Here is a 21,789-nt window from a genome sequence, read left to right as displayed (position 1 = left end):
TTTGCAAATTTAATATTCCGATTTTATAATATCATCCAATATACGGAAATTAAATCGAAATCTGCTGACAAGTTTATCGAAGAATGGAATCAATAAGTAACGGTGAGGTTACAGCTCTTTTCTTTGATCCAAAAAGTTTCGAACAGCCTGCAAGCGAAGAGGATCTATCGGCATTAGCGCATCTCCATCTTCTCTAACGGCTGAACCGAAATGCACTCGTCGCACACCCGTTTGTTTTATAAAATCACTTAACCCGTCTGCCGTTAACCCACTGCCAGCAAGAATAGATATAGATTGCTCCGAGGTAAGCTGCTCCAGTGCAGCAAGACGTTCCGCACCTTTAGGGGCTGTATTCTCGGCTCCTGATGTTAGAATGTCAGTAATTTGAGGATAACACATCAATATTTCTAACGCCTCAAATTGATCCCTCACTTCATCAAAAGCACGATGGAATGTCACCTCCAAACCTTTTGCAGTATGAAGCAGCCTTTGAAGTGACTCTTCGTCAATTGTTCCATCAGGGCGTAACATACCCATTACGACAGATACCCCGCCGATAGATACGATATGCTGAATATCCTGCTCCATGGTTTCTATGTCATCCTTATCATAAGAAAAGGATCTGGCATGGGGTCTAACCATTACCCTGACCGGGATAGAGACAGCATTGCGCACTTTTTCAATCCCCCTTCACTGATCCCAGTGATCAATTCAATTCGATCAGCTCCATAACGCTCGGCCATTACTGCATCACTTAATGTTGTAGCAATAACTTCTAGTAACATTGTTGTCTCTCCTTTATTCATCTTAGAACCTTGCTTTCTGCTATTTTCTTCATCCGCACATTATCCTAACCCACATCCACATAAACACGCAAAAAAAGATCTTGATCCTCTACAAACACTAGAGAATCAAGACCTTTCGTTCTTAAACTATTCTTACGCCCACCACATACCTTGTGGTTGATCGCGAATAAGAATGGATTGCAAATTGGTTACGGCACGTTGGAAGCCTTCGTCTACCGTCATAAGAGGGTCTTCATGCTCGATGCTGACCACATAATCATAACCGTAAGTACGCAGCGCACTCATGATATCCGACCATTCAGATATGCTGTGTCCACAACCAACGGAGCGGAAGGTCCACGCGCGGGTCTGTACATCGCCATAAGGCTGCATATCCGTCAGACCATACATATTAATATTGTCCTGATCCAGGTACGTGTCCTTGGCATGGAAATGATGGATCGCGCCAGCTTTACCAAGAATCTTGATCGCGCCTACAGGATCGATGCCTTGCCACCACAGATGGCTCGGGTCTAGATTCGCGCCGATCGCATCACAGGTTGCTTCTCTAAGCTTCAGAATCGTGTAAGGAGTATGGCAGAGGAATCCGCCATGAAGCTCGATACCGATCTTAACGCCATGCTCCTCAGCCAGCTTACCAATTTCCTTCCAGTAAGGGATCAGTTTATGCTCCCACTGCCAGGTTTTAATGTCGCTGTACACGGTAGGCCAAGGTGTTACTGGCCAGTTTGGTGCTTTTGCATCTTCGCTGTCTCCCGCGGTTCCCGAGAAAGTGTTCACTACCTTAACGCCCATTAGCGAAGCTAGCTTGATCGACTTACGCAGAATTTCGTCGCCTTCACGAGCTTCTTCTTTATCCGGCGAAATCGGGTTATTATGGCAACTGAATGCACTGATCATAATGCCACGTTTCGTGAACTTCTCCAGATATTCCTTACGTGCTGATTCGCTGGCAAGCAGCTCATCTGTTGGACAGTGGGCATTTCCGGGATTGCCTCCTGAACCGATCTCTACCGCATTCAAACCAGCAGCAGCGATTTTATCAAGCATCTCATCGAGAGTCAAACTTCCAAATACAGGATCAAATACGCCTAATTTCATTTATAATACCACCTTTTCTTTGATTGGCTCCAAAGCTTCAGAATGTCCGTAAACTGGATAATCACGCTTCGTTGGTGCACACCAGTTCACACCATTGATGATCACTCTTTGGATTTCTTTGTTGTAATAGGTTGGATAAGATTCATGACCAGGTTGGAAATAAAAGATCTTCCCGTTCCCACGACGATAGGTCGATCCGCTTGGGAACACATTGCCGCCTTCAAACCAGCCGACAAAAATTAGACTCTCTGGTGCTGGCACATCAAAGTGTGCTCCGTACATTTCCTCTTGCTCCAAATCGATATATTCGCCAATGCCCTCAGCAATCGGGTGACTTGGGTCCATAACCCAAAGACGCTCCTTCTCCCCTGCTTCACGCCACTTTAGATCACAGCTGGTGCCCATTAACTTCATGAATATTTTGGACATATGACCCGAATGAAGCACTACTAGCCCCATGCCTTGAAGCACTCTTTGGTGAACACGATTTACAATCTCATCACTAACTTCTTGATGGGCAACATGTCCCCACCAAATCAGTACATCCGTGTTATCCAGTACTTCTTGTGTCAGTCCATGCTCCGGTTCATCCAGCGTAGCTGTCTGAGCGTCCAGTCCAGCTTCCTGAAGGAAGCTTGCCAATTGTCCGTGAATCCCTTGCGGATAGACCTTGAGAATTCTCTCTTCCTGCCGTTCATGGCGGAATTCATTCCATACCGTTACTCTGGTCACTTTGGACACACTCCTAGTTCATAGTTATCTATGTCGTTAAACTTGACTGTTTATTCAAGAAGAAACGCCGTTGTCATCCTTAGAAGATGATAAACGTTTCTCGTAGAAAAGTAAGGATTAAGTATAACGTGGAACTTATACTTTCTTACTTTTCAAAAAATACAGGCATGCCAGTTTCAGAGGATTTATAAATAGCCTCCAAGATGCGGGTAACAACGAGCGCCTGCTCTGGCTTCACTACAGGCTCGGTGTCATTGACGATGCTTTCGATCCACTGAGTAGCCTCGGTCAATGCAGGATCATCTCCCGCGCCATCATAAAAGTCAACGCCACCGGCTTCCAGGCTGATATGCTTCTCGAATGTTTTGCCGTATTCTTCTCCGTTAATGCGCAGACCGTTCTCCATGTCCGCTCCACCTTCAGTACCGCAAAGCACCGTCTTAGCTTCACCAACATCAAGGGTATTCAGCGCCCAGCTTGCTTCGAGAACGATGCTAGCTCCATTCTCCATAGTAATGAATCCAATGGCGGAATCCTCAACTGTAAATTTCTCTGGATCCCACGGGCCCCAAGCGTTCGCAGCGTTTTTACGACCGGACAGCTTATGATAAGCGTTACCGACAACATATTTTGGTTTGTAGTTATCCATCATCCAAAGAGTCAAATCAAGGGCATGAGTACCGATATCAATCAATGGACCTCCGCCTTGCGCTTCCTCGTCCAGAAACACGCCCCACGTTGGAACGGCACGACGACGGATCGCCTTAGCTTTAGCATAATAAATCTCTCCAAGACCATCATTCTCGCATACCGTATGCAGATAAGCTGAATCTGGTCTGAAACGGTTTTGGTAACCGATGGTCAGCTTCTTCCCAGTTCGTTTTGAAGCATCGATCATTGCTTGCGCTTCTGCTGTGGTCTTAGCCATCGGCTTTTCACACATTACATGCTTGCCTGCCTCCATTGCCGCAATGGAAATCTCTGCATGAGAAATGTTTGGTGTACATACATGAATTACATCTATACTTGCATCTTTAAGAAGCTCTTTATAATCTGTGTAGACCACGGAGCCCTCATCCCCAAACTCCGCTTTTGCCTTCTCAGCACGCTCTGGAACGATATCGCAAAAAGCAACCATTCGAGCACCTTCCACTTTTGATAACGCTGGCATATGTTTGCCGTTTGCAATGCCTCCGCAGCCGATAATTCCTACTGTTAATGTCATTTTTGTTCTAACCTCCACTTGTTCCTGTTTTGATATCTCTATCATACAAAGCCCGGGGGCGTCTTTCTTCCTGCATTCTTGCTGTATTATTCCCGAATATTGTCTTATGGTATTTTAGGGGGGATATCCCCGTGGCATCTTTGAAAAAATGATGGAATGTCTTCACGCTGCCAAACCCGGCGGCTTCCGCCACCGCAGACATCGGCAAATCTTCATTGATTAAGATCCATTTAGCTTTGTTAAGCCGATATTCGTTTAAGAAAGCTATAAAGGTCATACCAGTATTCTTCTTGAATAGCTTGGTAAAATAATACGGGCTAAAGCCCATATAGCTAGCTACCTCATTTAGCGTAATGGCTTCCTGGTAATGCTGCTCTACATAGATAAAAATTCGCTCTAATCTTTCCAGTGTTTCTCTAGACTGGTTCAGCGTATCTTCCGAGAACTTAGGCTGTTTATTGAGTGTACTCTTCGGCACTTCCCGTAAAATAACGGTCAATAGTTCAAACAATCTAGCTTTGATTAAGTAAGCGTACCCATCTCTTCGCTGCACGTCTTCCTCATAAATACTCTCAATCAGCCCTTTGATCTTCACGGCGGTTGCTTCGGGCCATTTTGAACTAGAATGCTCCATAAGCGTAAAAACCTCACGAAGCGAATAATCACTTCCGCTCAAAGCTGCGACTTCCTGAAACAGGTTAAGATCGAATTGAATTACTACCCGTTCGCTTTCAGGTGAGGCGAGAAAATAATGGACATCCCCACCGTTGATAAATTGAACCTCACCCTGCTCCATGTGAATAGGGGTATCGTTTATTCCCAGATTTAGACTTCCTTTAGTTACATATATAATTTCAATTTCTTTATGCCAATGCGGATAGCACAGCGTATCTCCTCCACATAGTAAACTTCTAAAAGGAAAATGCTTATCCACATCTGGAATTTCGAGATAAATATTCATAAGCGCAGCTCCTTATCCGGTTAAACACTAAACCAACGATAAACATGTCAATCCGATTTCACGTAAGCGTTTACTGTCTAAATGTTAGTCCTCTAATATTCTTTTGTCAATTCTGGGTCTCTGTATTCTTAATATCCTGCTCCAACTACATTTCTCCCTCTTATACACCACTTTAACAGAGATTTTCTGGTAATTTAATCGGTTTCATTCTATTAAAAAATAATTACCTTTCATGGTTCCTATCATTCACATATTTTTTAAGTGGAGTTGACAAGCATACCTGCCAGGATTTATATTCAGGGTAAGCGTTTACGTAATACTTTTTAAGTAATTTGATTTTCGAAGCGTAAACGTTTAATCTAAGGCTAACCGTAATCTAAGGAGTCGTATGAATGAACCCAACAATTAAAGATGTTGCACAAAAAGCGAACGTTTCCATTGCAACAGTCTCTCGCGTGCTAAACAATTTAAGTGGGTACTCCGACAAGACGAAACAAAAGGTAAATGAAGCTATCAAAGATCTCGGCTATCAACCTAACGCGATTGCTCGTGGCCTAATCAATAAGCGTACGCAGACGATTGGTGTAATGTTTCCAAGTGTTTCTGGAGCGTTCTCCTCCGATCTGCTTAAAGGCATTGAGGAATTGGCCAATGACCGCAATTACAGTGTAATGGTCTGTAATACCGACCAGGATGGTAAACGAACGTTAAAGTACTTACAACTCTTAAGGGAGAAGCAGGTCGATGGCATTATTTACTCTAGTGAGGTCTTGAAGAAAGAGTATTACGATGTGCTAGAAACCATGAAGATCCCAGTTGTGTTGGTTTCTTCTCAAACGGAATTTGCCAGTGTACCTTACGTGAAAGTAGACGATTACCAGGCTGCTTATGATGCTACCCTCTACTTAATTTCCAAAGGTCATAGCAAAATAGCCATGATCAGCGGAAATCCAAGCGATGCTATCGCTGGTGCACCCAGAGCCGAAGGATATCGTAAAGCGCTTGAAGCGAGTGGGATTCCTTTCGACAGCCGCTATCTCACCTTTGGAGACTTTCTGTATGAAAGCGGGAGCATTGCAATGGAAGCTCTCTTGGAGCAAGCCCCTGATGTCACTGCCGTCTTTGCCGCTAGTGATGAAATGGCGATTGGTGCTCTTTCCACGGTCATCAAATATGGTTTAAGTGTTCCCGACGATATATCCATTATGGGTTATGACGATCTTGGAATGGCGAAAATGATTATTCCTCCGTTAACTACAGTGCGTCAACCACTGTACGATATTGGTAAGATCGCCGTAGAGAAGCTTATTCAGATGATTGAAACAGGCGAGACTGTGGATAGTAAAATTGTCGATCACTTAATCGTGGAAAGACAAACGGTAAGATCACTTACCTGAGTCTTTTTACCCCTTTTACGTAAACGTTTACTCTCTCTATTGGTGATGCATATCTGCCGCCTATAAGTAGCAGAATATCAATTAGTTTTCATTTACGTACATGTTTAATCTCTTACATGTTCATAATACCAACAAATTATTAGGAGGATTTAATCATGAAAAAAACAATCAAACCCGTAGTGGTTAGCGTACTGGCTATGTCCGTACTTAGTGCCTGTGGTAGCAATGCGGCTGACAACAGCGCAAATAGTGGTGGAAATGCCTCCTCCGGTGAAAAGGTAAAAGTCGAGTTTTTCCAAAATAAAACCGAAGCCAAAGCCACCTTCGACAAGCTGGTTGCGAAATTCAATGAAGCCAATCCAAATATTGTTGTCACACAGGTTAACCCGCCAGATGCTGAAACGGTATTGAAAACTCGTGCAGCGAAGAAAGATATTCCTGACGTGGTAGGGATCGGAGCAACTGACACCTACAAGACGTTATCTGGCAGCGGTCTTTTTGAAGATTTCACAGGTGATCCACTCGCTGAGAATATCCAGCCAGCATATCTTCAAATGCTGAAAGACCTGACGGGTTCGGACGAACTGAATGGTCTTCCATTCTCTTCAAACGCAAGTGGTGTTATTTACAATAAAGCGATGTTCGCTGAAGCCGGTGTTACTGTTCCAACTACTTGGGATGAGTTCATGGCTGTCGCTCAAAAGTTCAAGGACAGCGGTAAAAATGCTTTTTACCTGACGCTGAAGGATTCATGGACAACACTTACGCCGTTCAACTCCCTCTCCACGATCATTAAAGGGAATGATTTCTTCAAGGAGCGTGCAGCAGGCACTGTAACCTTCGCAGACAGCTTTAACGAGGTTGCTGAAAAGCTGCTTAAGCTGACGGAATACGGACAAAAAGATATTTTTGGTAAAGGTTACAATGACGGAAACACAGCATTCGCTAAAGGTGAATCCGCAATGTACCTGCAAGGCGTATGGGCGATCCCAGAAATCGTGAAAGCCAATCCATCCATTGAACTTGGCGTATTCCCATTCCCAGCAACAAATGATGCTGCCGATAACAAAGTCATTTCTGGTGTAGATACGTTGCTGACGATTTCCAAGAACACTAAACATAAAGAAGAAGCAAAGAAATTCGTAGACTTCCTGCTTCAACCTGAGAATGTTAGCCTATACATCAATGAGCAAAAAGCATTCCCAGCTGTAAAAGGTGTAACACAAGATGATCCAACGATGGATGGCTTCAAAGAAGCGTTTAGCGCTGGCAACTTGGCTGACTTTGCTGACCACTACATTCCAAGTGCGATGAAAGTGGATACCATCAACCAATCCTTCTTGCAAAAGAAAGACATTAAAGCTTACCTAGAACAGCTTGATAAGGAATGGGATAAAGTAGCTAACCGGAAATAAACTGATCAGACAAACATGAACCGCGAAAGAGAACGGGGCTTCCCCTCTTCTCTTTCGCTTTTACAATGAGGAGGATTACATGATGGCCAAACGCCGAGTCGCCTTTTATCTGATGACTATACCGGCATTACTTCTTTTCTTTGCCTTCCATACCTTTCCTGCAATCCAGGGTATATATTATTCGTTCACGAACTGGGACGGCTTTAGTGACAGCTTTGATTACGTAGGATTTAAGAACTTCATTAACATTTTTCAAGATGAAAATGTGTTGAATTCATATGTGTTCACTTTTAAATATGCCATTCTAACCACTATTCTTATCAATATCATCAGCTTGTTGATTGCGCTTGGACTTAACGCCAAAATTAAAGCTAAAAACTTTTTCCGTGGCGTATATTTCTTGCCGAATATCCTCAGCGTATTGATTGTTGGTTTTATTTTTAACTACTTGTTCGCTAATGTATTCCCTATTTGGGGTGCGAAAATCGGCAGCGAATTCCTATCACAGAACATTCTCGGTAACTCCGACTGGGCTTGGATCGGTATCGTCATTGTAGCCGTTTGGCAGGGGATTGCTTATAACACGATTCTCTATCTGGCGGGTCTTCAAACCATTCCTCATGATCTTTACGAAGCTTCCAATCTGGACGGCGCTAGTCGCTGGAGAGAATTCTGGAGCATTACGTTTCCAATGCTTGCTTCCTTCTTCACCATCAATATGGTGCTCGCGATGAAGGGCGGTCTAATGGTATTCGACCAAATCGTTGCCTTGACAGGCGGGGGTCCAGGTCGTTCAACGCAATCCATTGCCCACTTAATCTACACAGGCGGCTTCCAAGGCGGAGAATTTGCCTATCAATCGGCGAACGCCGTGATTTATTTTATCGTGATTGTCGTTATCTCCGCCCTTCAGCTTAAATTTCTGCAGAAACGGGAGATGGACTTATGATCAAAAAATCAACCAACTGGCCTGTAACGATTCTTATCGCCCTAGGCTCAATACTGATCCTGTTTCCGCTGTACATGACCATTGCCATCGCACTCAAGAATCCCGAGGAAATGGCTCAATCAATCTTCTCGCTGCCAACTGGCCTGCATTTTGAGAACTTCTCCAATGCGATTAAAGCAACGAATTTCTTCAATGCATTAGGAAATAGTACCGTGATTACCATTACAACAGTCGTGTTCATATTGCTTACCAACTCCATGGTAGCCTATGCTATTGCACGTAATATGAAGCGAAGATTTTTTAAAGTGCTTTACTTCTATTTTATCAGCGCAATGTTTATCCCTTTCCAGATTATCATGCTGCCTGTGGTCAAAGTGACTACGGATCTGCACATGAACAACATTGTAGGGATTATTATTCTATACGTCGTATATGGTCTGGCTTTTAACGTGTTTGTTTACACCGGTTATATCCGTTCCATTCCGTATGAACTGGAAGAAGCGGCTACAGTTGACGGTGCATCGACCTTCGGAACGTTCTGGAAGATTATTTTTCCACTTCTTGCTCCTGTTAGTGCAACGATCGGTATCCTGTCTTGTCTATCCACTTGGAATGACTTTATGCTACCGCTGGTTCTGCTCGGCGATCAGGATTCCTACACACTTCCGCTGGTACAATATGTATTCCAGGGACAGTTCAGCACAGATTTCAACTTAGCATTTGCTTCATATCTGCTCGCATTAACCCCGATGCTCATCGTCTATTTGTTCGCTCAAAAATGGATTATCAGCGGACTTACATCAGGATCCATTAAATAAAATAGTAAGATCTATATAGAGATAGGAGATTACAACCTTGGATAAAAAATGGTGGAAAGAAAGCGTAGTGTATCAAATTTACCCCCGCAGCTTTAAAGACAGTAATGGGGATGGTATTGGTGATCTGCAAGGGATTATTTCGAAACTTGATTATTTAAACCATCTTGGTGTCGACGTGGTGTGGCTGTGCCCAGTGTACCAGTCGCCTAATGACGATAACGGTTATGATATCAGTAATTATCAAAGTATCATGGATGATTTCGGAACGCTCTCCGATTGGGAGGAACTGCTTGCTGGTCTTCACAGCCGTGGCATGAAGCTGATTATGGACCTTGTGGTCAACCATTCCTCAGATGAGCATGCTTGGTTCGTAGAGTCCCGCAAATCGCAGGATAATCCTTATCGTGATTATTATATCTGGCGTCCGGGTAAAGACGGACAGCCGCCGAACGACTGGGGCTCCTTCTTCAGTGGATCAGCTTGGGAATACGATGAGAAGTCGGAGGAATATTACCTCCATCTATTCTCCCGTAAACAACCCGATCTAAATTGGGACAATCCAAAGCTCCGCAAGGAAATCTACGATATGATGACCTGGTGGCTAGATAAAGGAATTGACGGATTCCGCATGGACGTGATCAACCTGATCTCCAAAGTACCGGAATTGCCTAGCGTTTCTGGGGAAAGTAACGGAGAACAGCCTACGTACCACTTCGGTGGAGACTATTTCGTTAACGGTCCACGCGTACATGAGTATATGCAGGAAATGAACCGTGAGGTGCTATCCAAGTACGATATCATGACAGTGGGCGAAGCTGTTAATGTTACTCCAGAAGAAGCTTCACTGTATGTTTCCGAGGATCGTAACGAGCTGAACATGGTATTCCATTTCGAGCTCATGGACGTCGATTCCGGTCCTGGAGGTAAATGGAATGTACAGCCTTGGAAGCTGGCGGACATTAAGTCCATTATTTCCAAGTGGCAAGTCGCACTCGACGGTAAGGGTTGGAACAGCTTGTATATGAACAACCATGATCAGCCGCGTATGCTATCCCGCTTTGGTGATGATAAGCTGTTCCCGAAAGAGTCTGGCAAAATGCTAGCAACACTGCTTCATACGCTCCAAGGTACACCTTACATCTATCAAGGTGAAGAAATCGGCATGACAAATGTACAATTTGCTTCCATCGATGACTACAAGGATATTGAAATTGTAAATATGTATAAGGAATACTTGGCTGCCGGACACTCGGAAGAAAAAATCATGAATTCCATTTACATCAAAGGTCGGGACAATGGCCGTACGCCGATGCAATGGAACTCGGAACCGCAGGCAGGCTTCACTACCGGCAATCCGTGGTTGGCTGTGAACCCTAACTACAAAGATATCAACGTAGAGAAGGCACTGGCTGATCCCGATTCTATTTTCCACTACTATAAGAAGCTAATTGAACTGCGTAAGCAGCATGAGATTATCGTATACGGAAACTATACAATCTTGGCCGAGGAGAATGAGCAGGTATACGCTTATCTACGTACTCTTGGAGAAGAACAGCTACTGGTTGTATTGAATTTCTTCGGAGAGCCTACGACTTTCGAACTCCCTTCTACTGTGAAATTCCAAGCGAAGGAATTGCTTATTGCCAACTACGAAGTAAATCCAGAAGAAGAACTAAACACAATTCAGCTTCGTCCTTATGAAGCTCGTGTATATAAGCTTAAATAATAAAATCCATTCGATCTGTCAGCAAAGGTCAATGGTAGAACTATAAAAAGGAGCCCTTCGGCTCCTTTTTGTTTTATATGCTTGTAAAAACTTTAAAATTCACTTTATATAGCTTAATCCTCAGAGTTAATAATTCCATAATGAATAAGGTCATCATATTTATTTTCTTTATAGATATGTTGTATGAATATGCCTTCCTCCACCATTCCACATTTTTGCATTACCTTCCCAGAGCCGGGATTTGAAGCAAAGTGTCTTGCAAATACTTTATGATAATGCTTTTCTGAAAAAGCAAACGCAATGATCGCTTTTGTTGCTTCAGTCGCGTATCCTTTCCCCCAATATTCCTCACCGATCCAATATCCAACTTCACCATTTCTGTGTGCTTGCTTATTTGTCAGTCCTATAGCTCCATAAAGCTCGTTTGTACTTTTATCAGTAATCGCAAACTCATAATACATATTATTGATAAAATTCTCTTCATGAGCTTCAATCCATGATATTGCACATTCGATAGTATATGGATAGGGTAGAGTCAACGTACTTTTGTAGATATTATAATTATTACAGAGTTCAGAGACACGTTTTGCATCAGATAATTCAAAGGGTCTCAGTATCAATCTTTCGGTCGTCATTGTTCTTTTCTCTTGATTAAACATTGTTTTACCTCCGCTCAAGAATCTCCTGCACAATTGGCATCGTCAAACCCATATTCTCCGCTTCGATTACTATCGCTGTTAGTCCCTTCTCTGTGCGTGTCTCATGCCACTCGCCCTTGTCCCAATATACAGCAGAGCTAGCGCTAACTGAAATTTCCGCTTCTTCCCCTGCTCTGACCCAGCCTTCTCCGCTAACAACCAGAAACAGCTGTGGAATCGGAGCCTGATGCCAGCCAATAAGTCCATTCACGCCCAAGTGCATACAACCTACTTGCGGAGAAACCGCCTCTGTCAGTATTCTCGACATATAAAGCTGCTGGCTTCCGAAAGCATCAATAGATTTACCAGCTTCTTTGGCAAAGCTATATACTATCATCTTACATTGTTCCTCCTACCGACACTGGATTTACCTGTACCTGATCTGCATGCAATTTTTCAATAATCGCCAATAGGAAGGTTTCGGCTAGACTATTCTTTTTAATAGCAATGGCGGCCTCTTCCAAAGTAAACCATTCTGCATGATCTACCTCAGCACTCACCTGACTTAAGTCCTCCGTATCTGCAACACCTATAAAATTCAGCATCAGCGTATTAGAAGGTGCGAAATACAAGCTGCGCATATATTCATAAGCTACAATATCAATTCCTACCTCTTCTTTTACCTCACGAATAAGTGTGGTTTCCGCATCTTCACCTTTATTCACGTACCCTGCAAGCAATATATAATCTGGTCGGTTATACTGCTGAATCAATAGAATCTTATTCATATCCCGATTTAATACTGATGTACTGATCGCCGTGCTAAAAATAGGGAATCTGAACGTTTCGCATGCATTACAATAAGGTACCTGCCCTTCCCCATCGCTTTCTTTCATTACTAACGCTGTTCCACACTCTAGACAATATTTCAAGCTGATCTCTTCCTTCTATAATAAAGTAGTCAATACCTATTCCAGTTGCGGTGGAACACGATGCTGCGTAGCTTGTTCAAACCCATAGGCTATGGATAGGAGCGTAGGCTCACTATAGGCTTTTCCGGAAAAAACTACACCAAAGGGACCCCGAGTAGGATCACCATCAGCATCAATAATGCCCTGTTCTACATACCCTGCCGGAACGGTAATTAACGGATACCCTAAGCGTGCCGCAATATACATACCATCTACATCACCTGGCAGTAATAGCGCATCCAAACTATATTGTTCCAACACGTAATCTATTCCTTGCTCGAGCGCTAGCTTTCTGTATTCTTGTTTCTTTTGCTGATATTCTTCTTCTGTTAAAGTTACTTCCTCTGACCTAGTTAATGTGTCTTGCCCATATTGTAATGCGATTTCAGCATGGAGCTCATTATACGCTATCAGTTCTTGCAAAGAGTGAATCGGAACGGAATCATCTACCCCAGATAAATACGCGTTGAGCCCCTTTTTAAATTCATAACAGATTACATCATTATTCCAGTTTTGTTGTTCAACGTAAAGCGTAACCGGATCTATAATCGTAGCCCCTTCATTCTTCAAAGTCTGGATAGCTGCTTCCATAATTGAAAGTCGCTCTGCATCTAAATGGTTATAATAATGCCGTGGGACACCTATTCTTGCTTGCCGTATAAAGCTTTTATCTAGAAATGGAGTATAGTCCGTAAAAGCATGCTTCTCGCTCGATAATGTTGCTTCATCCTTGTCATCCACTCCCGTTAATGCCCCCAAAATAATCGCCGCATCCATAACCGTTTTAGCAATAGGTCCAGGAGTGTCTTGGCTAACTGAAATAGGAATCACTCCAGTACGACTGACTAATCCGACCGTTGGTTTGATCCCGACGAGAGCATGCTGACAGGCTGGCCCAACAATTGATCCCGCGGTTTCCGTTCCGATCGATGCTGCTGCCAAATTCGCCGCAATAGCTGCTGCAGGTCCAGAACTAGATCCGCTGACAAATACGCTCCCAGGTCCATAAGGATTCAGCACTAGCCCTCCCCGGGAACTATACCCAGCTGGCATTGAACTAGACATGAAGTTAGACCACTCCGACATATTCGCCTTTCCAAGCAAAACAGCTCCTGCCGACCGAAGTTTCGCAGCTACGAAGGAATCTTTTGCCGCGAATGATCCTGCTAAAGCTATTGACCCAGCACTCGTATGCATTTTATCCGCGGTATCTATATTATCCTTCAACAATATAGGAATACCGTGTAGACTTCCCCGACTTCCTTGTTCCCTACGTTCAATATCCAGTGCTCTAGCGATGTCTTTAGCCTCTGGATTGATTTCTAAGATTGCGTTTATGTCTATATCGTACTTATGAATCCGTTCCAAATAGGCTGCTACCAAATCTTCTGAGCTGACTACGCCTGCTTCCATAGCCGCTTGCAGCTTTGCAATATCCGCTTCTATTATCCATTCCTGAATTTTGATCTTCATCAGAACAGCTCCTTCAAGTATAATCGCCTTCGGCGTCCTTATAAGGACGGTAAGCGTTTAGCGAGAAATATAAGGATAAAATATAGTGTGAAACGTATACTTTCTTATATTTCAAAATAATGTAATTCTCCCTAGCATAAACCTACCATAAATGATTAGCTCAAGGACATGACGAATTTGACTATAATTATTTAAACCTGTGATTTGACTCCCTCGGCTACAGATGATAGGGTATTTTCGAAGTTAAATTTTTCCGGGAGGGAATGCCCATGACGGAAGTAAAGCTTAGTATCGGATACGACGAATTCGAAGAAGGCCAAAGAATTGGCACTGAAATTGAGAAACTTAGTAGCAGCCCTGAAAGTTCTTCGCTGACAAGTCTAATTATCGGTGATTGGGGGCAAGCCTACGAAAATAGTTCAGAAGAAGTTGTAGAGTCACTGGTTACGCATAGTGCTAGTTTCCCTGCTTTGCGCAAGCTTTTCATAGGCGAGATGGGCTATGAGGAATGCGAGATTTCTTGGATTACCCAAAGTGATCTATCGCCGTTGCTCCCTGCTTTTCCAGAGCTACAGTCACTCACGATTCAAGGTGGGAATGAGCTGAGCCTCTCAGAACTCAAACACGACAAGCTAGAAGAACTGATTATTATAAGTGGAGGCTTAGGTAAAGCCGTTCTTGAACAGATTGCAACTAGCCAATTGCCGAATTTGCGCAAGCTGGAGCTATATCTCGGCGTAGATAACTACGGATTTGACGGCAGCCTAGCAGATCTTCTCCCTCTTATAGAAGTAGGAAAGTTCCCTAAGCTTACTTATCTAGGTTTAAAAAATAGCCAGATCCAAGATGAGATCGCAAGTGCATTAGCAAATGCTCCTATTCTGGATCAGCTAGATACGCTCGATCTATCACTCGGTACCCTAAGCGATGAGGGGGCAGAATTGCTTCTAGCCAGCGACAGAATCAAAAAATTAAAAGCATTAAACCTAAGCCATCATTATATGTCTGACGAGATGATTACCCGCTGGAAACAAAGTGGATTGCCTGTTGATGTTAGCGACAAGCAGGAAAGCGATGATGAGGAAGACTGGCGTTATCCTTCCATCACAGAGTGAGCCTCTCATGAGGCCGATGATCGTTATCGGTATTCCCGGTGATAAACGGACTAGCGGCATCCAGCAAGCGCGTTCCGATCTTGGAATGCCCCCTGCCATTATTTTATCGTACGCTGAGTTTCTACAAGGAAGATCGTTAGGCGATCTTATGGAAGAGCAGAAGAAACAGATACCCCGTCAGTCCTCCGTTTATAACGGAGTAGATCTCAGTGCAGCTCCCCCGCTACTGAGACTGGAATCGCCTGGCAGCAGCTTCGAGATAGAACGAGCCATTATCGCTCTGGGTGCACCGGATTCGGATGATATGGACGATTCCCTTCATCCCTTCGCCGATAGGCCTGATCCGCGACCACTCCGCGTGAAGGTAGCCCGTCAATTGAAGGAAATACAAGGTGTCCTGCATCATCCATCACAATGGTTCCGTGGCTACTGCCGAATGCTGGCTAGACTACAGCGAGAGGCCAACACCGCGTGTCCAGGTTCGCTGTGGTTAAATGACCCTACTGACATTGCGGCCATGACCGATAAACGCCAGACACAACAGATTCTGAGCGAGGCAGGGATTCCAATCCCTCGCCCAGTAGGCGAAGATCAGCAGCCTACGGATTACGACTCTCTCCGGGAGATGATGTTATCCCGGCGCATGCACCGGGTATTCATTAAGCTAGCCTTTGGTTCTGCCGCTTCTGGAGTGATCGCCTATCAAATCCATCCTGTGACGGGGGCCGAAATTGCCTTAACAACAGTGGGGGTCGAGGATTACATCACTCGACCACCCATTTACTATAATTCCGGTAAACTGCGACGGTACACGGATACCGCCACAATCTCGGGAATTATGAACTGGATCTACCAGCACGGTGCTTATGCTGAGCAATGGATCCCTAAAGCGGGGCTTAAGGGTAAAGCATTCGATATTCGCCAGCTAGTCGTTCTCCGCGAGGCCTGCCACGCGGTTGCTCGGGTCAGCCCTACACCAATTACGAATCTGCATTTACGCAACCAGCGGATGTCTCTTTCGGAAGCCGGTCTGTCTGAATCCGTACAGGAGCAGGTGCGGAATACCGCTGTGCAAGCACTGGCTGCTTTTCCCCGTTCCGGGGTAGCCGGAATCGATGTACTCGTCTCCGGGGGTTCACAGCAATGTTTTGTCGCGGATGTCAATCCATTTGGCGACTTGCTGTACGATGTAAAATACCGCGGCTGCAGCACCTACGAATGGGAAATGAAGGTATTGTCGGCTAGAGACTATATCACACCTCCCTCCACACCGCTTATAAAGGAAGGATTATCTTAATGGATATGAACACCATCGTCGGCACTCATGACATTCTTATGATCACACTCGATACTCTTCGTTATGATGCTGCTGTTATGGAAGAATCAAACTGCCCGAACTTGTGCGGAACCGGATCATGGGAGAAAAGACATACCCCAGGCAGCTTTACCTATGCGGCTCATCACGCCTTCTTCGGCGGTTTTTTGCCTACTCCAGCCACAACGGATAAGACGGAACATATCCGAATGTTCCATTCTCGAAACACCGGAATGAAGACGCATCCCCATACCTGGCTGTTCGATACACCCGATATCGTATCCGGGCTTGCTGCCGAGGGCTACCGTACGGTTTGTATTGGGGGCGTTATTTTTTTCACCAAAAAAAATCCACTCGCTCGTGTGTTACCAAGCTATTTCCAGCAAAGCTACTGGCGGATGACGTTCGGGGTCACCAATCCGCGTTCCACAGAGCATCAGGTGAATCATGCCTTGAAGCTGTTGAAGGATACTCCGGGCGAACAAAGATTGTTCATGTTCCTCAATGTCTCAGCCATTCACGGGCCAAACCATTATTTTATACCCGGTGCTAAAAAGGACTCCGTAGACAGCCAGCGCGCTGCACTCCGCTATGTGGATGGTGAACTGGGCCGATTATTCGATGCCTTCCGGGAACGCGGTAATCCTACCTTCTGTCTGGCGTTTTCTGATCATGGAACCGCTTTTGGCGAAGATGGCTATCAGGGGCATCGCTTGGCTCACGAGACCGTATGGAACGTCCCTTATCGGGAATTTATTTTATAAAAGGAAAGGATGGAGAACTGTTATGACGTTATCGTCCTTCTCTTTAGAAGAGCTTCACGGGTGGAAAGACAATATTACTGCTAACCCTTACCGATCTTATCTGTATTCCTATCCACACAAAACAGCTTACAGGGATTTGCAGCCTCCGATGCCGCTAGAAACCTTATGGCGAGATGAACCTGCAGAATCCTTTTTTCTATATATGCATATCCCGTTTTGCGGTGCTCGCTGTGGATTCTGCAACCTGTTCACCTTGCCTGATAAACGCGCGAATGTTCACGCTACATACGTAGACGCGCTAGAACGCCAAGCCAAGCAGTGGGCAGCGTTCACCAAACATAAGCCGTATGCCCGTTTCGCGATTGGTGGTGGAACACCTACATTATTGGCGGCAAATCAACTGCGTCGTTTGTTCCACATTGCCGTTGATACGATGGGACTGGATACGAGCTCAGCCTCCATCTCAGTGGAAACTTCACCGGAGACGATCACCGAAGAGAAGCTGAATATTCTAAAAGAATATACGGTGGATCGGGTCAGTATGGGCATTCAAAGCTTTGTCGCAGCTGAATCGGCGGCCATCTATCGCCCGCAGAATCCGGATGAGGTGTATCGCGCATTGGAGCTGCTGGGAAAATATGATTTTCCCATTCTAAATTTGGATCTGATCTATGGTCTTCCAGGGCAGACCGTCGACTCTTGGCTGTATTCGCTAAATCAGACGCTTAGCTATGATCCTGAGGAAATCTTTATTTATCCGCTCTATACCCGTGAGCATACCATCGTAAAGCCTGATGATATCCAGCGTCAGGAGGATATTCGCCTAGACTGCTACAAGGCCGCTGAGCAGCTGCTTAAAGCCAGAGGTTATCGCCAATATTCCATGCGTCGTTTCGCCAAGGAAACCGCAGGAACAGATAAACGCATTCTTGACTACAGCTGTCAGGAAGAAGGAATGGTCGGGCTAGGCTGCGGGGCTAGGTCCTATACCCGCAATGTGCATTACGCTTCCCGTTATGGGGTGAGCCGTAAAGCAACCGAGAGCATTATTGCCGATTACGTCAGTGCAGATCGTTACGATACTGCAGATTACGGAATTGTGCTAAGTCTGGAAGAACAGAAGCGCCGCTTTATTCTAAAGGCGATTTTACATAGTGAAGGTCTGAGGCTTGGAGATTATAGTCTGCGCTTCGGAAATTCACTCTGGAGTGATTATCCTGAACTGTCTAACCTGCTTCATACCGGCTTAGGGAAAGAAGAAGATGGAGTTTTACGCCTCACTACTGAAGGCATGGGCTACTCCGATTCCATCGGTGATTGGTTTATTTCAGGGGAGATACGAGAGCAGATGGAAAGGTTCGTATTACCATGAATGCGGTCCTCTACTACCGTGGGTCTCTCACCTCCTGCAACTATGACTGCCCCTACTGTCCTTTCGGCAAAACAAGAGACAGCGCAGCCACTCTCGCGAAGGATCGACAAGGACTGGAGACCTTTGTCGAGTGGGCCTCTCTGCAAGGTACAGCGGGCCATCGGTTGTCTATCTTTTTCAATCCCTATGGCGAAGGGCTGATTCATCGCTGGTACAAAGAAGCGATGATCTCGCTCTCCAATATGGAGCATGTGGAGAAGGTAGCGATTCAGACGAACCTTTCAGCAAATCTTGACTTCATTCATAAGCTGAATCGAAACAAGGCTGCCTTTTGGGCTACTTACCACCCCGGACAGGTGAGCGAGGATAAGTTTCTAACGCAATGCATGACTTTGTATGAGAATAATGTGCCTTTCAGTGTAGGGAGCGTTGGGATCCGCAGCGCCTTTCCTGCTATAGCCTCGCTTCGCGCAGCATTACCGGAGAGTGTATATCTATGGGTCAATGCTTATAAAGATAAACCGGATTACTATACTGCCGAGGATCTTTCCATTCTTAGCAAAATTGATCCGCATTTTGCTGTGAATGCTATGGATTACGAGAGCCTTGGTCAAACCTGCAATGCTGGAAATGAAGTCTTTTATGTACAAGGCGCCGGACTGGTGAAACGCTGCTATAAGGACAGAGGTGTCATTGGCAATCTCTACCGCGATGGCTTGGAAGGCCTATCCGCTGTAAGAGCCTGCCGAATGAAGGTATGCGACTGTTATATCGGTTATATTCATATGCCAGAGCTGAAGCTGCAAAACATCTATGGATCAGGTCTGCTGGAACGGATTCCTTATGGCGCTATGAATCATTGAGGCGAGAATTTGCAGTAAGATTAACTGCATGTTAAATTTCAAGAAATAGAGCCCTGTCAGTATTTCTAGACAGGGTTTCTTGTCTTCATGTGGAATATGAAAAGTAGCCCTCGTCTACAGGGCGACAGCAAACACTAAGTTGGAGGGATGAATAGCTGATGAAAAACATTATTAATTTTGCGCATCGCGGCGCATCGGCAGTGTGTCCGGAAAATACTATGGCAGCGTTCCGCAAAGGTCTTGAGTTAGGTGCAACCGGGATTGAAACCGATGTACAAATGACAAAGGATGGCGGGCTTGTTCTTATTCATGATGAAACCCTAAACCGTACGACAAGCGGAATTGGCTATGTGAAGGATAAAACCCTTGCAGAAATTCTGGAAGTGGACGCGGGCTCTTGGTTCAGTCCCGAGTTCAAAGGCGAGAAACTCCCCTTGCTAGAAGATTTGTTAGATCTGCTGCAAGGTCGAGATACAGTACTGAACATCGAGTTTAAAAATGGTACTTTCTTTTACCCGGGTATGGAGGAAAAGGTTATCGCGGCTGTACGGGAGTTCAAGATGAGCGATCGCGTGATTTTTTCGAGCTTCAACCATTATTCACTAGCTCACAGTAAAACGATCGCACCTGAGATCAAGACAGGAATTCTATACGGGGAAGGTCTGTATCGTCCTTGGGATTATGCAGCTACGCTTGGCGCAAACGCACTACATGCTTATCATCAAGCAGTGCTTCCTGAATTCGTCGAAGAAGCCGCTAAGCATGGCATCGCTTATCATCCTTGGACTGTTAATGATCCAGAGCGGATGAAGGCTTTAATCGAAGCTGGAGTGTCAGGTATTATTACAGATCATCCAGATGTGCTGGCTGGGCTTCTAGCTAAATAATAAGGGAGTGTGACTGTGTGAAAAAAGTCTGGTTGCTCGGATTCGGCTTTTTCAGCATCAGCATTACGTGGAGTCTGTATAACGCATTTGTACCCTTTTTTCTAGAAAAATACGTACATAGTGTGGCACTTATCAGCTTCTTGATGACGATTGATAATTACTTTGCCTTATTCCTGCAGCCTTGGATTGGCAACCGTAGTGACCGCACTACCTCGCGTTTTGGACGCAGAATGCCTTATCTTATGATCGGTATGCCTTTCGCTGCCGTGCTAACCATGCTGATTCCGTTTCATACCGGACTATTTACACTTCTGTTGTTTATGATGCTAATGAATCTGGCCATGAGCTTATACCGTTCACCAACCGTCGCCCTTATGCCGGACATTACGCCAGAAGAGCAGCGTACAAAGGCCAACGGGCTGATTAATTTCATGGGTGGGTTCGGTTCTATTCTCGCTTTTGGCGTAGGTTCGATCCTGTATAAATCCAATCCAGCACTTCCGTTTATCGTAGCTGGACTGATTACCTTATTATGTATGTTTATCGTATCACGCTTCATTAAAGAAAATCGGGACGGCGTAAACGTGCAAATGAAGCTTCCTTCAGAAGCAGCTACTGCCACCAAGCCCTCTCGTATTTCCTTTCGAAGTCAGCTTGACCGTACCACAATATTTTTGCTAGCGGCGATTTTCTTCTGGTTCGTAGCATATCAAGGCGTTGAGACACTGTTTACCTTATATGGTAAACATCATCTCGGCCTAAGCGAACAGGCGGCCTCTTTCTCGCTCACTTTCTTCTCTTTGGCCTTTGTGCTGTTCGCCATTCCGAGCGGTTGGCTGGGCGGAAGATTCGGGAAGAAAAAAATGATCATCATCGGCGTATGCGGACTAATGACCATTTTTGCTCTCGTCGGTTTTGCAAAGGACTTATTGCTCCTTCGAGGGTTACTGTTGCTAGGTGGAGTCTTCTGGGCTTGTATTAATATCAATTCCTATCCTTATGTTGTGGCAACAGGGACAGAAGAGAGTATTGGTACACGAACAGGGATGTATTATCTCGTCTCTTCCCTTGCGGCCATCAGTTCGCCTCCACTATTGGGACTTATGATTGATATCTTTGATTACTCGATCCTGTTCTACGTGGCGGCGATTAGTATGGCAGTTGCTCTTGTCTGCTTGTTCCTCATGAAAGGCCGCAAGGATGTGACTAACAGCATTCATTCGCCTGGCGCATAATTTCATTTCAAAGGGAATAGTTAGTC

General features: G+C 44.9%; 22 protein-coding genes. 12 read left to right on the top strand and 10 right to left on the bottom strand.

Annotated elements, in window-relative coordinates:
* Positions 1-108 precede the first annotated feature (108 nt).
* The 6 genes from NSS87_RS05915 to NSS87_RS05890 all read right to left on the bottom strand — a co-directional run bounded on the left by NSS87_RS05915 (position 109) and on the right by NSS87_RS05890 (position 4,825).
* Positions 109-675, bottom strand: coding sequence for a copper homeostasis protein CutC (locus NSS87_RS05915; protein WP_339245505.1), 567 nt, complete (start codon positions 673-675; stop codon positions 109-111).
* Complete coding sequence (locus tag NSS87_RS05910; RefSeq protein ID WP_339245503.1) at positions 642-785, bottom strand: hypothetical protein; 144 nt, start codon at positions 783-785, stop codon at positions 642-644. Before NSS87_RS05910 ends, NSS87_RS05915 begins: the two co-directional genes overlap by 34 nt.
* A gap of 153 nt (positions 786-938) precedes the next feature.
* Entirely contained in the window at positions 939-1,907 is a 969-nt protein-coding gene (locus tag NSS87_RS05905; protein WP_339245500.1) for a sugar phosphate isomerase/epimerase, read from the bottom strand.
* Positions 1,908-2,639 carry a ThuA domain-containing protein gene (locus NSS87_RS05900; RefSeq protein WP_042124690.1) on the bottom strand — a complete coding sequence of 244 codons (732 nt, stop codon included), beginning with the start codon at positions 2,637-2,639 and terminating at the stop codon, positions 1,908-1,910.
* Between the two features lie 145 nt (positions 2,640-2,784).
* Positions 2,785-3,864, bottom strand: coding sequence for a Gfo/Idh/MocA family oxidoreductase (locus NSS87_RS05895; protein WP_042185435.1), 1,080 nt, complete (start codon positions 3,862-3,864; stop codon positions 2,785-2,787).
* 7 nt (positions 3,865-3,871) lie between these two features.
* Positions 3,872-4,825, bottom strand: a complete 954-nt coding sequence (locus NSS87_RS05890) for an AraC family transcriptional regulator (protein WP_339245496.1) — start codon at positions 4,823-4,825, stop codon at positions 3,872-3,874.
* A 392-nt stretch (positions 4,826-5,217) separates the two neighbouring features.
* Here NSS87_RS05890 and NSS87_RS05885 point away from each other — a divergent pair, with 392 nt between their 5' ends.
* From NSS87_RS05885 to NSS87_RS05865, 5 genes are all read left to right on the top strand, one after another.
* Positions 5,218-6,222: a substrate-binding domain-containing protein gene (locus NSS87_RS05885; RefSeq protein ID WP_042185431.1), complete on the top strand. Its 1,005-nt coding sequence runs from the start codon at positions 5,218-5,220 to the stop codon at positions 6,220-6,222.
* Between the two features lie 155 nt (positions 6,223-6,377).
* The gene (locus NSS87_RS05880; protein ID WP_052404174.1) at positions 6,378-7,637 is read left to right on the top strand and encodes an extracellular solute-binding protein; all 1,260 of its coding nucleotides are present in this window, start codon (positions 6,378-6,380) and stop codon (positions 7,635-7,637) included.
* A gap of 82 nt (positions 7,638-7,719) precedes the next feature.
* Complete coding sequence (locus NSS87_RS05875; RefSeq protein ID WP_042185429.1) at positions 7,720-8,586, top strand: sugar ABC transporter permease; 867 nt, start codon at positions 7,720-7,722, stop codon at positions 8,584-8,586.
* Positions 8,583-9,404: a carbohydrate ABC transporter permease gene (locus tag NSS87_RS05870; RefSeq protein ID WP_179085741.1), complete on the top strand. Its 822-nt coding sequence runs from the start codon at positions 8,583-8,585 to the stop codon at positions 9,402-9,404. Before NSS87_RS05875 ends, NSS87_RS05870 begins: the two co-directional genes overlap by 4 nt.
* 37 nt (positions 9,405-9,441) lie before the next feature.
* Positions 9,442-11,130, top strand: a complete 1,689-nt coding sequence (locus NSS87_RS05865; protein WP_076301066.1) for an alpha-glucosidase — start codon at positions 9,442-9,444, stop codon at positions 11,128-11,130.
* Between the two features lie 113 nt (positions 11,131-11,243).
* Here the strand turns inward: NSS87_RS05865 and NSS87_RS05860 are convergent, their stop codons facing one another.
* Genes NSS87_RS05860 through NSS87_RS05845 form a run of 4 tightly spaced genes read right to left on the bottom strand, consistent with a single transcriptional unit; the run spans position 11,244 to position 14,212 of the window.
* Entirely contained in the window at positions 11,244-11,789 is a 546-nt protein-coding gene (locus NSS87_RS05860) for a GNAT family N-acetyltransferase (RefSeq protein WP_339245492.1), read from the bottom strand.
* 4 nt (positions 11,790-11,793) lie between these two features.
* Positions 11,794-12,165, bottom strand: a complete 372-nt coding sequence (locus tag NSS87_RS05855) for a cupin domain-containing protein (RefSeq protein ID WP_042185423.1) — start codon at positions 12,163-12,165, stop codon at positions 11,794-11,796.
* A gap of 1 nt (position 12,166) precedes the next feature.
* Complete coding sequence (locus NSS87_RS05850; protein WP_042185421.1) at positions 12,167-12,700, bottom strand: NUDIX domain-containing protein; 534 nt, start codon at positions 12,698-12,700, stop codon at positions 12,167-12,169.
* Between the two features lie 36 nt (positions 12,701-12,736).
* The gene (locus tag NSS87_RS05845; protein WP_042185419.1) at positions 12,737-14,212 is read right to left on the bottom strand and encodes an amidase family protein; all 1,476 of its coding nucleotides are present in this window, start codon (positions 14,210-14,212) and stop codon (positions 12,737-12,739) included.
* Between the two features lie 269 nt (positions 14,213-14,481).
* Here NSS87_RS05845 and NSS87_RS05840 point away from each other — a divergent pair, with 269 nt between their 5' ends.
* The 7 genes from NSS87_RS05840 to NSS87_RS05810 all read left to right on the top strand — a co-directional run bounded on the left by NSS87_RS05840 (position 14,482) and on the right by NSS87_RS05810 (position 21,763).
* Positions 14,482-15,327, top strand: coding sequence for an STM4015 family protein (locus NSS87_RS05840; RefSeq protein ID WP_042185417.1), 846 nt, complete (start codon positions 14,482-14,484; stop codon positions 15,325-15,327).
* Positions 15,287-16,624 carry an STM4014 family protein gene (locus tag NSS87_RS05835; RefSeq protein WP_231573389.1) on the top strand — a complete coding sequence of 446 codons (1,338 nt, stop codon included), beginning with the start codon at positions 15,287-15,289 and terminating at the stop codon, positions 16,622-16,624. Before NSS87_RS05840 ends, NSS87_RS05835 begins: the two co-directional genes overlap by 41 nt.
* Positions 16,624-17,406, top strand: a complete 783-nt coding sequence (locus tag NSS87_RS05830; protein ID WP_042185413.1) for an STM4013/SEN3800 family hydrolase — start codon at positions 16,624-16,626, stop codon at positions 17,404-17,406. The genes NSS87_RS05835 and NSS87_RS05830 overlap by 1 nt, the downstream gene beginning before the upstream one ends.
* A 22-nt stretch (positions 17,407-17,428) precedes the next feature.
* Complete coding sequence (locus NSS87_RS05825) at positions 17,429-18,778, top strand: STM4012 family radical SAM protein (protein ID WP_042185410.1); 1,350 nt, start codon at positions 17,429-17,431, stop codon at positions 18,776-18,778.
* Positions 18,775-19,641 carry an STM4011 family radical SAM protein gene (locus tag NSS87_RS05820; protein ID WP_042185408.1) on the top strand — a complete coding sequence of 289 codons (867 nt, stop codon included), beginning with the start codon at positions 18,775-18,777 and terminating at the stop codon, positions 19,639-19,641. The genes NSS87_RS05825 and NSS87_RS05820 overlap by 4 nt, the downstream gene beginning before the upstream one ends.
* A 158-nt stretch (positions 19,642-19,799) precedes the next feature.
* A complete protein-coding gene (locus NSS87_RS05815) occupies positions 19,800-20,528 on the top strand; it encodes a glycerophosphodiester phosphodiesterase (RefSeq protein WP_042185406.1) in 729 nt (242 codons plus the stop codon).
* Positions 20,529-20,545: 17 nt separating this feature from the next.
* Positions 20,546-21,763 (top strand): SLC45 family MFS transporter, encoded by a 1,218-nt coding sequence (locus NSS87_RS05810; protein WP_042185405.1) that lies wholly within the window; start codon positions 20,546-20,548, stop codon positions 21,761-21,763.
* The last annotated feature ends 26 nt before the right edge of the window (positions 21,764-21,789 follow it).

The organism is Paenibacillus sp. FSL F4-0243 (assembly GCF_037963295.1).
GTDB lineage: Bacteria > Bacillota > Bacilli > Paenibacillales > Paenibacillaceae > Paenibacillus_AQ.
This window is presented reverse-complemented; position numbering and strand designations above follow the sequence as displayed.